The organism is Paracoccus methylovorus (assembly GCF_016919705.1).
Lineage (GTDB): Bacteria > Pseudomonadota > Alphaproteobacteria > Rhodobacterales > Rhodobacteraceae > Paracoccus > Paracoccus methylovorus.
Window position 1 is genome coordinate 646461 of record NZ_CP070368.1, and the last position, 14856, is coordinate 661316.

Annotated in this window: 14 protein-coding genes; 7 read left to right on the plus strand and 7 right to left on the minus strand. The window is 65.5% G+C overall.

Annotation, left to right across the window (positions count from 1 at the left end):
* Nucleotides 1-32 precede the first annotated feature (32 nt).
* From JWJ88_RS03220 to JWJ88_RS03240, 5 genes are all read right to left on the minus strand, one after another.
* A complete protein-coding gene (locus tag JWJ88_RS03220; RefSeq protein WP_205294675.1) occupies nucleotides 33-1337 on the minus strand; it encodes a pyruvate dehydrogenase complex dihydrolipoamide acetyltransferase in 1305 nt (434 codons plus the stop codon).
* A gap of 14 nt (nucleotides 1338-1351) precedes the next feature.
* The gene (locus JWJ88_RS03225) at nucleotides 1352-2719 is read right to left on the minus strand and encodes a pyruvate dehydrogenase complex E1 component subunit beta (protein WP_205294676.1); all 1368 of its coding nucleotides are present in this window, start codon (nucleotides 2717-2719) and stop codon (nucleotides 1352-1354) included.
* A gap of 12 nt (nucleotides 2720-2731) precedes the next feature.
* Nucleotides 2732-3763, minus strand: a complete 1032-nt coding sequence (gene pdhA, locus JWJ88_RS03230) for a pyruvate dehydrogenase (acetyl-transferring) E1 component subunit alpha (protein WP_205294677.1) — start codon at nucleotides 3761-3763, stop codon at nucleotides 2732-2734.
* A gap of 205 nt (nucleotides 3764-3968) precedes the next feature.
* Complete coding sequence (locus tag JWJ88_RS03235; protein WP_205294678.1) at nucleotides 3969-4262, minus strand: FtsB family cell division protein; 294 nt, start codon at nucleotides 4260-4262, stop codon at nucleotides 3969-3971.
* A gap of 24 nt (nucleotides 4263-4286) precedes the next feature.
* A complete protein-coding gene (locus tag JWJ88_RS03240) occupies nucleotides 4287-5588 on the minus strand; it encodes an acetylornithine deacetylase/succinyl-diaminopimelate desuccinylase family protein (protein ID WP_205294679.1) in 1302 nt (433 codons plus the stop codon).
* 102 nt (nucleotides 5589-5690) lie between these two features.
* Between JWJ88_RS03240 and JWJ88_RS03245 the strand changes: the two genes are divergently transcribed.
* Together JWJ88_RS03245 and JWJ88_RS03250 are read left to right on the plus strand one after the other, a co-directional pair.
* The gene (locus JWJ88_RS03245; RefSeq protein ID WP_205294680.1) at nucleotides 5691-5972 is read left to right on the plus strand and encodes a hypothetical protein; all 282 of its coding nucleotides are present in this window, start codon (nucleotides 5691-5693) and stop codon (nucleotides 5970-5972) included.
* 10 nt (nucleotides 5973-5982) lie between these two features.
* Nucleotides 5983-6663, plus strand: coding sequence for a DUF1523 family protein (locus tag JWJ88_RS03250; RefSeq protein ID WP_205294681.1), 681 nt, complete (start codon nucleotides 5983-5985; stop codon nucleotides 6661-6663).
* 88 nt (nucleotides 6664-6751) lie between these two features.
* Here the strand turns inward: JWJ88_RS03250 and JWJ88_RS03255 are convergent, their stop codons facing one another.
* Nucleotides 6752-7507: a hydroxypyruvate isomerase family protein gene (locus tag JWJ88_RS03255; protein WP_205294682.1), complete on the minus strand. Its 756-nt coding sequence runs from the start codon at nucleotides 7505-7507 to the stop codon at nucleotides 6752-6754.
* A gap of 2 nt (nucleotides 7508-7509) precedes the next feature.
* On the minus strand, nucleotides 7510-8055 hold the full coding sequence (locus tag JWJ88_RS03260) for a DUF1285 domain-containing protein (RefSeq protein WP_205294683.1): 546 nt from the start codon (nucleotides 8053-8055) through the stop codon (nucleotides 7510-7512).
* A 61-nt stretch (nucleotides 8056-8116) separates the two neighbouring features.
* On the opposite strand from JWJ88_RS03260, the gene JWJ88_RS03265 reads away from it, so the two are divergent.
* From JWJ88_RS03265 to JWJ88_RS03280, 5 genes are read left to right on the plus strand one after another with little or no spacing between them, the layout of a single operon-like run.
* Nucleotides 8117-9118, plus strand: coding sequence for an AAA family ATPase (locus JWJ88_RS03265; RefSeq protein WP_205294684.1), 1002 nt, complete (start codon nucleotides 8117-8119; stop codon nucleotides 9116-9118).
* Entirely contained in the window at nucleotides 9115-9984 is an 870-nt protein-coding gene (locus tag JWJ88_RS03270; protein ID WP_205294685.1) for a DUF58 domain-containing protein, read from the plus strand. The genes JWJ88_RS03265 and JWJ88_RS03270 overlap by 4 nt, the downstream gene beginning before the upstream one ends.
* Complete coding sequence (locus JWJ88_RS03275) at nucleotides 9984-11900, plus strand: BatA domain-containing protein (protein WP_407673880.1); 1917 nt, start codon at nucleotides 9984-9986, stop codon at nucleotides 11898-11900. The genes JWJ88_RS03270 and JWJ88_RS03275 overlap by 1 nt, the downstream gene beginning before the upstream one ends.
* Nucleotides 11897-12730, plus strand: coding sequence for a DUF4159 domain-containing protein (locus JWJ88_RS22090; protein WP_407673881.1), 834 nt, complete (start codon nucleotides 11897-11899; stop codon nucleotides 12728-12730). The genes JWJ88_RS03275 and JWJ88_RS22090 overlap by 4 nt, the downstream gene beginning before the upstream one ends.
* Nucleotides 12727-14829 (plus strand): hypothetical protein, encoded by a 2103-nt coding sequence (locus JWJ88_RS03280; protein ID WP_205294686.1) that lies wholly within the window; start codon nucleotides 12727-12729, stop codon nucleotides 14827-14829. Before JWJ88_RS22090 ends, JWJ88_RS03280 begins: the two co-directional genes overlap by 4 nt.
* Nucleotides 14830-14856 lie beyond the last annotated feature (27 nt).

Below are 14856 nucleotides of genomic sequence, written 5' to 3' on the forward strand. Positions count from 1 at the left end.
GAGGGCCCCCTTTGTCAGTCATGGTGCTGGGCTCAGGCCAGCATGCCCATCGGGCTTTCCAAGTGCCTGACGATGGCCTCCAGCAATTGGGCCCCCAGCGCGCCGTCGATCACGCGATGATCGACCGAAAGCGTCATCGACATGACGTTGCGGATCACCACCTCGCCATTCTCGACCACCGGGGTCTGGATGCCGGCGCCGACGGCAAGGATGGCGCCATGCGGAGGATTGATGACGGCGTCGAAGTTTTCGATTCCGAACATGCCAAGGTTCGAGATGGCGAAGCTGCCGCCCTGATACTCATGGGGTGCCAGTTTTTTGGTCTTGGCGCGCTTGGCCAAATCCTTCATCTCGGCCGAGAGTGCTGACAGGGTCTTTTGCTGCGCGTCCTTGAGCACCGGGGTAAACAACCCGCCTTCGATTGCCACGGCGACGGCCACATCCGAAGGTTTCAGCTTGAGAATGCGGTCGCCGGCCCAGACGGCATTGGCATCTGGCACCTCTTGCAGGGCCAGCGCACATGCCTTGATGATGAAGTCGTTGACCGACAGTTTCACGCCGCGCGATTCAAGCTGCTTGTTCAGCATGGCCCGGAACTTCATCAGCTCGTCCAGCTTGGCGGATCGGCGCAGATAGAAATGCGGGATGGTCTGCTTGGCCTCGCTGAGCCGTGCTGCGATGGTCCGGCGCATACCGTCCAGTGCGACCTCTTCGGTTTCGCGATCCGCATACATCTTGAGGATGGTTTCCGCCGAAGGGCCCGTTGGCGCGGAAGCTGCTGCCGGGGCAGGGGTAGCTTTCGGCGTATCGGCAGCGGCGGCGGGTTTCGCCGCGCCGGGCTTCGCGCCCTCGATGTCCGCTTTCACGATGCGGCCATGCGGGCCGGAGCCATTGACTGCGGCAAGGTCGATGCCCTTTTCCGCGGCAATGCGACGGGCGAGCGGCGAGGCAAAGATGCGCCCGCCTTCGGCCGATTTCGCCGCTGCCGGGGCAGGTGCGGTGGCTGCAGGGGATGGGGCGGCCTCGGCTTTCGGCGTATCGGCCTTTGCTTCGGACTTGGGCGCGGCGGGTGCGCCGATGTCGTCGGCGGTTTCGCCTTCTTCCAGCAGGACGGCAATGGCGGTGTTCACCTTGACCCCGGCCGTGCCCTCGGGGACCAGGATCTTGCCCATCTTGCCTTCGTCGACGGCCTCGAACTCCATCGTGGCCTTGTCGGTCTCGATCTCGGCGATGATGTCGCCGGATTTGACCTCGTCGCCCTCTTTCACCAGCCATTTGGCCAGCGTGCCTTCCTCCATGGTCGGCGACAGGGCGGGCATCAGGATTTCAGTCGGCATCTTTTGCCCTCCCCTTAGCGGTAGGTGACTTTTTTCACTGCCTCGACGACCTCGGCGGCGGTGATAAGCGCGTGTTTCTCAAGGTTGGCGGCATAGGGCATGGGCACGTCCTTGCCGGTGCAGTTGATGACCGGCGCGTCGAGGTAGTCGAAGGCGTTTTCCATGATATGGGCCGAGATGTGATTGCCCATCGAGGCGACCGGGAAACCCTCTTCCACCGTCACGCAACGGTTGGTGCGTTTTACCGACTCGATTATCGTGGCATAGTCGATCGGACGCAGGGTGCGCAGGTCGATCACCTCAGCCTCGATCCCGTCGGCGGCCAGCTTCTCGGCAGCGTCCAGCGCATGAACCATGCCGATGCCGAAGCTCACGATGGTCACGTCGCGGCCGGGACGCGCGATCCGCGCCTTGCCGAAGGGAATGGTGAAGTCCTCAAGGTCCGGCACCTCGAAGCTGCGGCCATAAAGGATTTCATTTTCAAGGAAGATCACCGGGTTCGGATCGCGGATCGCCGTCTTGAGCAGGCCCTTCGCATCGGCGGCCGAATAAGGCATCACCACCTTGAGCCCCGGGATCTGGGCATACCACGCCGCATAGTCCTGGCTGTGCTGGGCGGCGACGCGGGCGGCGGCGCCGTTCGGGCCGCGGAACACGATGGGGCAGCCCATCTGGCCACCGGACATATAAAGCGTCTTGGCAGCCGAGTTGACGATATGATCCATCGCCTGCATGGCGAAGTTGAAGGTCATGAATTCGACGATGGGGCGCAACCCGGCCAAGGCAGCACCTGTGCCGATACCGGCAAAGCCGATTTCCGAGATGGGCGTATCGACCACGCGGCGCGGACCGAACTTGTCCAGCAGGCCTTGGCTGATCTTGTAGGCACCTTGGTATTCGCCCACCTCTTCGCCCATCAGGAAGACGGTCTCGTCGCGTTCCATTTCCTCGGCCATGGCTTCGCGCAGGGCTTCCCGCACGGTCATGGTCTTCATCGGCGTGCCTTCCGGCCAGTCGGGCGAAAGATCCGCGACCGGGGTGGGGGCAGGTGCCGCGGCTTGCGCGGGCACGGGGGCCGGTGCCTCGGCCTCGGCGGGTGCGGCCTGGGCTTTCGGCGCCGGAGCGGCATCGGCGGATTCGCCTTCTTCGACCAGCACGGCGATGGCGGTGTTCACCTTCACCCCCTGAGTGCCTTCGGCGATCAGCAGCTTGCCGACGATGCCTTCATCGACGGCCTCGAATTCCATCGTGGCCTTGTCGGTTTCGATTTCGGCGATGATGTCGCCGGATTTCACGGTATCGCCCTCTTTCACCAGCCATTTGGCCAGCGTGCCTTCCTCCATGGTCGGCGACAGGGCGGGCATCAGGATTTCGGTTGCCATGGTTCCCTCCCCTCAGGCGTTTTCTTCGGCGCCGCCTTGCGGCACTTCGTCGGCGTAGATATCGGTCCAGAGCTCTTCCAGCGGCGGCTCGGGGCTTTCCTTGGCGAACTCGGCAGAGTCGTTCACGATATCCTTGATCTCCTTGTCGATGGCCTTCAGGTCATCTTCGCTTACATGGCTGCCTTGCAGCAGCAGTTCGCGCACATGCTCGATGGCGTCGCGTTCGTCGCGCATCTTCTGCACTTCTTCGCGGGTGCGGTATTTCGCGGGATCGGACATCGAATGGCCGCGATAGCGATAGGTCATGACTTCCAGGATGTAGGGGCCCTTGCCGGCCCGGCAATGCGCGACGGCCTTTTCGCCGGCGGCCTTCACGGCCAGCACGTCCATGCCATCCACCTGTTCGCCCTTGATCCCGAACGCCTCGCCCCGACCGAAAAGCGTGGTCGATTTGGTCGACCGCTTCATCGAGGTGCCCATGGCGTATTGGTTGTTCTCGATCACAAAGACGACCGGCAGTTCCCAAAGCTCGGCCATGTTGTAGGTCTCATAGACCTGGCCCTGGTTCGAGGCCCCGTCGCCGAAATAGACGAAGGTGACGTTGTCGTTGCCCAGATATTTGTCTGCGAATGCCAGACCCGCGCCCAGCGGCACTTGGGCTGCAACAATGCCGTGGCCGCCGTAGAAATGCTTTTCGCGGCTGAACATATGCATCGAGCCGCCCTTGCCCTTGGAATAGCCGCCGATGCGTCCGGTCAGTTCTGCCATCACGCCGCGGGCATCCATGCCGCAGGCCAGCATGTGGCCATGGTCGCGATAGCTGGTGATGCGCTTGTCGCCTTCCTTGGCGGTGGATTCCAAACCGACGACCACGGCTTCTTGTCCAATATAAAGGTGGCAGAAGCCACCGATCAGACCCATTCCGTAAAGCTGGCCGGCCTTTTCTTCGAATCGGCGGATAAGCAGCATGTCGCGGTAGTATTGAAGCAGCTCATCCTTGGACACGTTGGGCGTGCTTTGCTTGGCTGCGGGCTTTCTGACCATGGGCCTCCTCCTCGGGGCGGGGATAGTTCAGCGTTAAACTAATTCTAGGCGAAGCTTTCGGGGGAAGTAAACCGGCCTCGTGCATCCGTCCAGAGGGCAGATGCGAAAAGCCGCCGGCAGGCAGCCGTCGCCGGACGCGCCGGTGGCACGGCCGCATGGGTATTTGGGCAACGAAGAAGCTGCGAGGGGCCGGGTCCTGGGGCCTTCAGCGGATAATGATTTCGTCGGCGCGCACCAGACCCAGCACGTCGCGGGCGCGTTCGTCCAGCAGGTCGATGTCCAGATATTCGTCCGACAGCCGCCGGGTCAGATTGCGTATCCGGTCCACTTCGGCCTGCAACCTGTCGCGTTGCTGGATCAGTTCCTGCGTTTCGGCCTGCAACTGCACCCGCCGCAGGATGCCCGAGGGACCCTGCACCGCGGCATAGGCAAAATAGACGCCCAGGAGGATCATCACGACGAAAAAGATGATGGCGCTGATCGACAGGCGTTGGTTCATGGTCTGCTCGGCTGTTTCGGGCGATCATGCCACAGCTGCGCCGCCGGGGGAATCCCCTGTCGTGCCGTGCAGGATGTCCTCAAGCACCAAGGCCATGACGCGGGCGGAATCCTGCATATCCTGCACGCCGATCCATTCGTCGGGCTGATGCGCCAGATCCAGCACGCCCGGCCCATAGGCGATACAGTTCTTCAGCTTGCCGATGCGGTCGATGTGCTTTTGGTCATAGGTGCCGGGGCTGACGACATAACCGGCCTTGCGCCCCAGCACCCTTTCGATGGCGGCGGCGGTCGAGCGTACGACGGGCGCGTCGCGGTCGGTCATGCTGGGGATGACCTCGAACAGGTCGCGGATTTCATAAGAAAAGTTCGGGCGGCGGGCGCGGACCTTTTCCAGCAGTGCGGTGACCTCGCGCTTTACCTCGGACAGGTCTTCCTCGATCAGAAAACGGCGGTCGATGGTGATGCGGCAGCGGTCGGCGACGCAGGGGACGGGCAGGCCGGTGAAACCGGGGCCAAGATCGGGTTCGCCGCCGTGGATCGAGTTGATGTTCAGCGTCGAATTCCGCGCGCCCTCGGGGATTACCGGCATTTCGGTGTGCTTGGTCATCAACAGCGGGAACAGCGTACGCTCGATTTCTTCCAGCACTGCGCCCATGTGGCGGATGGCGCTGTCGCCCAGAAACGGCATCGAGCCATGGGCGATACGGCCATGCGTCTCGATCTCGGCCCACCAGACGCCGCGATGGCCCAGGCAGATGCGATCCTTGTGCAAGGGCTCTGGGATGATGACATGGCCGACATGGGCGAAGGCGCCCTGTTCGGCCAGATAGGCGACACCGCCGAATCCGCCCGATTCCTCGTCCGCCGTGGCGCTGATCTCGATGGTGCCGGGGTGATCGGGATAAAGCGCGACGAAGGCTTCGGCAGCGGTGATGCTGGCCGCAAGGCCGCCTTTCATGTCGCAGGCGCCCCGGCCATAGATGCGGTCGCCGTCCAGTTCGCCGCCAAAGGGATCGCGGCTCCAGCCGTGGCCGACCTCGACCACGTCGTGATGGCTGTTGAAATGCACGCACTCTCCGGGTCGGCCGCTGCCGTGGCGGGCGACGAGGTTCCAGCGCGGGAATTCCTGGCTGTCGCCCGGCGCGCCGTGGGCACGGATCAACTCGCAGTTCCAGCCCTGCGAACTCAGCCGGGCCTGCAGGTATTCGCAGATCTCGCGATACAGGCGGCCCGGCGGGTTCAGCGTCGGAATGCGGATCAGGTCCTGCGTCAGGCGGATCAGATCGTCGCGGCGGTTTTCTATCTCAAGGCGAAGCGCGTCCATGGTGTCAGGCTAGGCCGGGTGCGCTTGCGCGGCAATGGGGTCATTGACACCAACGTCCCGCAGGCTTTCCATGGGACCGGCTTTGCAACGAAGGTTCCGCTGATGATCGCCTTTCTTCGCCTTATCGGCATGGTGCTGATCGTCGAACTGATTTTTTATGCGCTGCTTTCGATCTATATCCGCAGTTTGCGTCGGGAAGAGCTTGAAAAGGAATGGGATCGCCGCCATCCCGAGCGTGCGGGGCAGTCCCCGGAACGTGGCGAGTTCGTGCGGCGTTCAATGGTGGGGTTCAACAAGACCCTGCAGGCGCGGCTTGTCGCGCTGGTGCTTTTCCTGCCGGTGGTCGCGATCATCGTGATCATCGTCATCGTGAACTACAATTAAGGGGGCGCCGATGCGCTGGTTCCTGACCGTTCTTGGGGTGATCTTTGCCGTCGTGGTCTTTCTGTTTCTGGACTATTCGTTACCCTCGAAACAAACGGTTCGCATCACCAACACCTATAACCGGCTGACGGATATCGGCGCGAATGCGATCTTTTACGCTTCGCCCGACGCCGGGACGGTGCAGAATACGCAGGGCCAGCGCGACGTGCGATTTATCGAGACGGTGCGCCCGAACGGCCGGCCCTTTGTCTATCGCAACGAGGATACCGGCTGGATCTGGCCACCCTATTTCAAATACGACAGCTCGAACTTGCATGCGCAGGCGACCGACCTGCGTTCGACCTCTGCCGATCCGCGATGGGTCAGCGTGACGTCCTATGGCTGGCGTGTCTCCTGGCTTTCGATCTATCCAAACGCGATTGCGATCAAGCCGGTGGCCGGACCGGATGTGCGGCCCTTCAACTGGGCGGCGCAGATCATTCTGCTGATCCTGGGGGCGCTGTTGTTCCTGATCTGGCGCATGTGGAACCAGTTCCGTGAGCGCACCATCGACCCCGCCGTGCGCTCGGCCGACGAGGCATGGGACCGGCTGGATGCCCGCGCAGATGCGGCGCGCGACCACATCGCGACCGAGACCGCCGAGGCACGCGGGCGCGTTCGGCGTTGGTGGGATGGGATACGGGGGCGCTAAGACAAAAGCCCAAGCTTGCCATCACCTTGGCAGGTACGGGCGCGCGCCGCTGATGGTTTTCAGAGGGCGGCCCGGCTTGCCCGCTTTGTCAGACCATTTGCAGCCAGTGCAGCCCTGCCTCGGTCGAGGTGCGGGGGGAATATTCCGCGCCCACCCAGCCGCCATAACCTGAGGCATCGATGGCGCGCAGCAGTTCGGGAAAGTCGATGGTGCCCTGCCGTGGTTCATTGCGGTCAGGACAGTCGGATATCTGGATATGTCGTACCCGCGCGGCATGGTGCTGCCATACGGCCAGCGCATCGCCATGGATCATCTGCGCCTGATAGACGTCGAATTGCAGTCCCAGGTTCGGTGCCCCGACTTCGTCCAGCACCTCGGCCGCAAGGTCGAAACTGTCGAGGAAATAGCCCGGCATGTCGGCACGGGCCATCGGTTCGATGGTCAGGCTGGTCTGTGGATCACGTGTGCAGGCCCATTTGAGGTTCTCGACAAAGGTGCGCCGCGCCAACTCACCTTCGCCCTTGCCTGCCATCACATGGATATGCTGCACTTTCAATGCTTTGGCAAAGCGCAGGGCACGGTCGAAATCGCCGCGAAAACGCGTCTCGTTGCCCGGCTCGGCGGCAAAGCCGCGCGGCCCCCCGGCCCAGTTTGGCGGCGGCGTGTTCATCAGCACGAACTCGATGCCCGCAGCCTGTGCGGCCGAGGCCAGTTCCTTGACGGCAAGGTCATAGGGAAACAGGATCTCGACCCCTTTGAAACCTGCGCGCCTAGCGGCGACAAAACGCTGCAACATGGGCATCTCGGTGAACAGATAGGTCAGGTTGGCAGCAAATCTTGCCATGGTCAGGGCTCCAGAGGAAAGGCCGTCCCTCCCGAGTGCACTTTCATACGCCCGTCTTGGTCGGGCATAGCCGCATCGGCCAGTCGGTAAAATGTCTTGCGGTCGATCAGCGCCCAAAGACCGCGGCGGATATGGACATAGGGGCGCGGCTCGTCCGCGGTCCCGCGCAGCCTGATCCCATGCTCGGGGCCGGCGCGCACCCGGTCGCCCACATTGGTGGTAAAGACGATTTCTTCGCCGATTTCGGCATCGACCGCGATAAAGGGTGCATCGACTACACGGATGCCGACCTTTTCGGTCGGGGTGACGAGAAAATAATCCTCGCCCACGCGTTTAAGGATCGAGGCGAAAAGCCGCACCATCTCGGGCCGTCCAATGGGGGTGCCGTTATAGAACCAGGTGCCGTCGGCGCGAATCTCCATGTCCAGATCGCCGCAGAAAGGCGGGTTCCACAGATGCACCGGCGGCGGCCCCTTTTTCGAGGCGCGGCTGGCCGCAGCGGCGATTCCGGTTGCATCGCTCACGGCATTGTCAGTCTTTTCCACCATTCCCTGTGGACCCCGTCTCACCTGCCTTTATGTTGTCCTAAAACAGAAACGGGGCATTGTCATGGCCGAGAATGAGAAACTGGTTACCGAAGTCCTGACGTTGACCGATCGGCTGGCGCAGGCCCGTGCCAGCGTCGAGCATCGGTTCGTCGGCCAGCATGCCGTCGTCGAGCAGGTGCTGGCCGCGATCTTGTCGGGGGGGCATGCGCTGCTGGTGGGCCAGCCAGGTCTGGGCAAGACCATGCTGGTCGATACGCTGGCCACCGTGCTGGGGCTTGATAATGCGCGCATCCAGTTCACCCCGGACCTGATGCCCGCCGACATCCTTGGCTCCGAAGTGCTGGATATCCGGCCCGACGGCACCCGCGCCTTTCGCTTTATCGAGGGGCCGGTCTTTACCCAGCTTCTGATGGCGGATGAGATCAACCGGGCCAGCCCGCGCACGCAATCCGCGCTGTTGCAGGCCATGCAAGAGGGCGAGGTCACCATCGGCGGCGAACACCGTCCGCTGGGCCGGCCGTTTCATGTCCTCGCCACCCAGAACCCGATCGAGCAAGAGGGCACCTATCCCTTGCCCGAGGCGCAACTGGACCGTTTTCTTTTGCAGATCGACGTCGATTATCCCGACCGCGACACCGAACGCGCCATCCTGTTGGCGACGACCGGGACCGATCAGGGCAGGGCGCATCCGGTTTTTGATGCAGAGGGACTGTTGGCCGGGCAGGCACTGATCCGGCGCATGCCGGTGGGGGAAGCGGTGCTGAACGCCATCCTTGATCTGGTGCGCGCCGCGCGTCCCGGTGCCCCCGAGGCACCCGGCTGGATGGCCGATACGCTCGTCTGGGGGCCGGGGCCGCGTGCGGCGCAGGCGCTTACGCTGGTCACGCGCGCGCGTGCGGCGCTGAACGGTCGGTTCGCGCCGACGCTCGAGGATGTCGAGGCCATGGCCGCCCCGGTCCTGCGCCACCGCATGGCGCTGAGTTTTGCCGCCCGCGCTCGCGGCGACAGCATCGAGGGGGTCATCACGCGCCTTCTGGACGACCGGATGCGGGCAGCCGCGTGAGACCCTCGGCCGATCAGCTTCGCGCCCGAGCCGAGGCCGCCTCGGCGGGCCTGCCTGCGCTGATGTTGTCGGCCGAGCGGCTGGCAGCGGCGTTGGTGCCGGGGGCGCATGGCCAGCGCCGGGCCGGCATGGGCGAGGATTTCTGGCAATATCGGCCCGCTGCGGCGGGTGACACCGCGCGCGGCATCGACTGGCGCCGCTCGGCGCGGTCGGATGCGCAATTCGTCCGTGACCGCGAGGCGCAGGTGGCGCAATCGGCCTCGATCTGGGTCTCGGCCGGGGCGGGCATGGATTACTCCGGTGGCGCGGACCGGCCCGGCAAGCGTGACCGGGCGGAACTGCTGGCGCTGGCGCTGGCCATGGCGCTGCTGGCCGGGGGTGAGCGTGTGGCGCTGGCTGGCCAATTGCCCCGTCATGGCCGCTTGCAGGCCGAGCGCATCGCACAGGCGCTGATCGCCCGTTCACCGCTGGACCAAGACGAGGACGCGCCGCCGGCAGATGCGCTGCGTCCCGGCCAACGGGCCGTCCTGTGCGATGACTTTCTGGGCGACCCTCAGCCGGTGCTGGACTATCTTGCCCGCGCGGCCGGCATGGGTGTTCAGGGCGTGCTGATGCAGGTGCTGGACCCCGATGAAGAGGTCTTTCCCTGGACAGGCGCGGTGCTGTTCCGCTCGGGCTCGGGTGCGCTGCGCCATGACACGCGGGACGCGGCGGCGCTGCGCAGCGCCTATCTGGCGCGGCTGGCCGAGCGGCGCGAGGTGCTGTCGCGCGCTGCGCGCATGGCAGGCTGGCATTTCGGTACGCATCATACGGGTGCGCCGCCATCGCAGGCGCTTCTTTGGCTCTGGTCGGCGCTGGAGGGCTGATGCTGCTTATCGGTCCCATCGGTTTTCTGACCCCTTGGATCCTTTCCGCACTTGCGGCGCTGCCGGTGCTGTGGCTGATCCTGCGCGCCATGCCGCCTTCGCCAAGGCTGGTGCGTTTTCCCGGCACGCGACTGCTTTTGGGGCTCAAGGACCCGCATCCGGTGGCACGGCACACGCCTTGGTGGCTGCTGCTGTTGCGGGTGCTGGCGATTGCCGCGCTGATCCTGGGCTTTGCCGGCCCGGTCTGGAAGCCGGCGCCGGATGAGGGGGGGCAAGGCCCCCTGCTGATCGTGATGGACGCAGGTTGGGCCGCTGCGCCCGACTGGCCGCAGCGTCAGGCCCGCGCCCTGCGTGCGCTGGACCGGGCCGCGTCGGCGGGCCAGCCCGCGGCGCTGCTGGTCGCCGATGGCCGGGCCGAGGGCGCGCTGCCCTTCATGCCCGCGACCCAGCTTGCCGCGCAGTTACGCGCGCTGCGTCCCGTCGCATGGGAAACCCGTTATCCCGCCGATCCCGATGCGGCGCTGTCCGATGCCCCCGCCGGTCTGTCGGTGCTGTGGCTCAGCGATGGGCTGGACCATCCCGGCCGGGCCGAATGGCTGGCGGCCCTGGGCGGGACCGTGACGGTCGTGCCGCCCGAAGGCCCGCGCCTGTCGCTGGAGCTGGTGCCGGGCGATCAACCGGCGCTGCGGATGCGCTCGACCACGGCAACTGCTGAGCCCGAGGTGCTGGCTATCGGCCTTGACCCGCAGGGCACCCCGCGCGAACTGGCGCGGCTGCAACCCGGTGATGGGGCAGAGGACGCGGGCGTGACCAGCCGGTTGATCCCCATCACCCTGCCTTCGGAATTGCGCAACCGTATCACCCGCTTTGAAATTCAGGGCCATTCCTCGGCCGGGGCGGTGGTTCTGGCCGATGACAGCCTGCGCCGTCGCAAGGTCGCGCTGGTCGGCGACGACCGTGCCAGCGAGGGGCAGCGGTTGCTGTCGCCGCTGCATTACCTGCGCCGGGCGCTGATGCCCACGACCGATCTGATCGAGGGAGGCTTGGCCGATGTCTTGCAGGCCACGCCCGATGTGATCGTGCTGGCCGACCAGTTGGGATTGGCCGACGACCCGGCGTTGCGCGAATGGGTCGAGGCGGGCGGGCTGTTGATCCGCTTTGCCGGGCCGCGCATGGCGGCTTCTGATCGGCTGGGCGAAGAGCCGCTTTTGCCCGTGCGCCTGCGTGCTGGCGGGCGCGATATAGGCGGCGCGCTAAGCTGGGGCGAGCCGCGCACCATTGCGCCTTTCGCCGCCGACGGTCCCTTTGCCGGCTTGGCCGTGCCCGAGGACGCCACCGTGCGCGCCCAGCTTCTGGCCGAACCCGCACCCGATCTGGCAGACCGCACAATAGCACGGCTTTCCGACAGCACGCCGCTGGTCACGCGCGCACCCTTGGGGCAGGGGCAACTGGTCCTGTTCCACACCACGGCGAATGCGGAATGGTCAAATCTGGCGATTTCGGGCCTTTTCGTCGAGATGATGGATCGGCTGGTACGCACCGCGCGCGTCAGCGCCGCCACGCCCGAGGCCGAGCATGCCGAGCAGCCATTTTGGCTGCCCGAACTGGTGCTGGACGGGTTTGGCCGCGTGGCTGAACTGACCGATCCCGCGCCCGTCGCAGCCGTCGATTTTGCGCGCGGACCCGCACCCGGCGCGCCTGCCGGGCTGTATCGCGGAGGCGAGCGGGTGGCGGCACTGAATGCCGGTGGCCCGATGGCGCTGGCCGACTGGCCCGGCGTCCGCATGGAACGCGCGGCGCAAGCTCCGGGGCTGGATCTGCGCGGCTGGCTGATCGGGCTGGCTGCGTTGCTTTTGGCGCTGGATGCGTTGGGCAGTGCCTGGCTGGCGCGCGGCAGGCAGAGGGCTTTGGCATGAAATGGCTTTTGTCTTTTGCGGCGCTGTTCTGGGCAACCGCCGTTTGGGCGCAGGACGACCCCGATCCGCGACTGGTCCGCGCCGCCGACGAGGTCGCGCTGGCCTATGTCATTACCGGCGATGCCGAGGTCGATGCCGCGTCCGAGGCCGGGCTGCGCGGCCTGTCGCAGGTCCTGACCGCCCGCACCACCGTCGAGCCCGGCGCGCCCATAGGCATAGACCCCGACCGGGACGACCTGTCGCTGCTGACATTCCTGTATTGGCCGGTGACGGAAACGCAGGTCCCGCCCTCGCCTCAGGCTTATGTGCGGCTGAACCACTTTCTGCGCTCGGGCGGAATGATCCTGTTCGACACCCGCGACGGCGATATCGCCGGGCTGGGTGGCCCGGACGGTGCCTCGGCGCTGCAGGGGCTGGCCGCGCCTCTGGACATCCCGCCGCTGGCGCCGGTGCCCGACGATCACGTCCTGACCCGCAGCTTTTACCTGCTCAGGGATTTTCCCGGCCGCTATCAAGGCCGCGAGGTCTGGGCCGAGGCGCCCCCCGCCGATGCGCAGGCAGCCGAGGGTGTGCCGTTCCGCAACCTCAACGACGGCGTTTCTCCGGTCATCATCGGTGGCAATGCCTGGGCCGAGGCTTGGGCGGTGGACGAAAACGGCCTGCCGATGTTCAGCATGGGCTCGGGCTTCGAAGGCGAGCGTCAGCGCGAGATGGCTTCGCGCTTTGGCGTCAACCTGATCATGTATGTGCTGACCGGGAACTATAAATCCGATCAGGTGCATGTGCCCGCCCTGCTGGAACGGCTGCGTCAGGAAGAGGTCGTGCAATGAGTGGCCTGACCTTTGATCCCATGCTGCCTTGGCCGCTGGTCGGCGCGCTGGCGCTGCTGGGAGTGTTGGTGGCGCTGTGGTCGCTATGGCGTGGGTTGCGCGGCTGGTTCTGGCGCGGAATCGCGGGGCTGGCGGTGGCTGCGGCGCTGGCCGGGCCGGCACTGGAATCGGGGGTCCGCAACAAGCTGTCGGATATCGTCATCCTGCTGGACGACCGCAGTTCCAGCCAATCGCTGCCAGGGCGTGCCGAACAGACCGATGCAGCCATCGACGATCTGACCCGCCAGCTTTCCGCGCTGCCCGATACCGAGATCCGCCGCGTCACCGTGACCGACGACCCCGACGGCACACAGATCGGCACCGCGCTGACCCGGGCGCTTGCCGCCGAGCCTCAGACCCGCCTGGCCGGCGTGATCGCCGTCACCGATGGGTTGGCCCATGACGGGCCGATGGTTCCGGCCACGGCCCCCGCGCCGGTTCATGTGCTGCTGACCGGGCAAGCCGACGATTGGGATCGCCGGCTGGTGATCGAAGAGGCCCCGGCTTTCGGCCTGATCGGCAAGCCCGTCACCATCCGCCTGCGCGTCGAGGATCAGGGCGCGGTCCCGCCGCAGGTGGCGCAAACCCCCGCCCGGCTACGCATCCTGCTGGACGGAGAGGAAATGCGCGAACTGGACCTGCCGCCGGGCGTCACGCTGGATTTGCCGGTGGTGCCCGAACATGCCGGGCAGAACGTCGTCTCGATCGCATTCGATCCGCCACAGGCCGAGGTGCCGGAACTGACCGACCGCAACAACGCCGCCGCCGTGCAGATACAGGGGGTGCGCGACCGGCTGCGGGTGCTGCTGGTTTCGGGTGCGCCTCACGCTGGGGAAAGAACGTGGCGCAACCTGCTGAAATCGGATGCGAATGTCGATCTGATCCATTTCACCATCCTTCGGCCGCCGGACAAGCTGGATGCGGTGCCGGTCAACGAAATGTCGCTGATCGCCTTTCCGACCCAGGAATTGTTCATGGAGCGGATCCGGGATTTTGACCTGATCATCTTTGACCGTTACCGGGTGCGGGGCATTCTGCTGCCGCAATACTACGAAAATATCCGGCGTTATGTAGAAGAGGGCGGTGCGGTTCTGGTCTCGGCGGGACCCGAGATGTCCTCGGTCGAAAGCCTGAACCTGTCGCCTCTGGGTGCGATTCTGCCCGCGCGCCCCACCGGGCGGATCTATGATGAACCCTTCCTGCCGCACCTTACCGAGGAAGGTCGGCGTCACCCCGTCACCGCCGGTCTGCCCGGCGCTCCGGCCGATGGGGTGGAGAATCACTGGGGCCGCTGGCTGCGGATGTCGCAGGTGATTCCCGATCCGCGCGCGCAGGTGGTGCTCAGCGGCGCAAACGACGAGCCGCTTTTGCTGCTGAGCCGGGTGGGAGAGGGACGGGTGGCGATGCTGACCTCGGATCAGGTCTGGCTCTGGGGTCGCGGGTTCGAACGCGGCGGCCCGCAGTTGGAACTGCTGCGCCGCATCGCGCATTGGTCGATGCAAGAGCCGGAGCTGGAGGAAGAGGCCCTGCTTGCCGATGTCAGCGGCGAGCTGACGGTGACGATCACCCGTCGCACCATGAATGTCACTGCAGGCCCGGTCCGCATCACCCGCCCGGATGGCGAAACCGAAGAGGTGCCGCTGACCGATTCCGGGCCGGGCCGCTTTACCGCCCGCTGGACGGCGCCGGGACCGGGGCTTTACCGGCTGGCGGACGGCGACATCACGCGGGTGCTGGCACTTGGTCCCGCTGCTCCGCGCGAATTCGAGGAAACCGTGGCTTCGGGTGCCGTGCTGGGTCTGCTGGCCGAGGCGACTCAGGGCGCGGTCCTGCCTGTTTCCCAAGGTTTGCCCGGCCTGCGCACCGTGCGCGAGGGTCGCCCGGCCCATGGCCAGGGTGTGGCGGGTCCCTGGATTGCCATCACGCCGCGCGACGCCGCATCGGTCAGCGGAATGACGCATCGGCCGTTGCTGCCGGGCTGGGCTTGGCTTGTGCTGATCGCGGGGCTGGCGCTGGCCGGCTGGCTGGCCGAGGGCAGGGGGCGGTTGCGAGGCGGCTGATACGGCGAAACTTGCCAAAATCGCGCC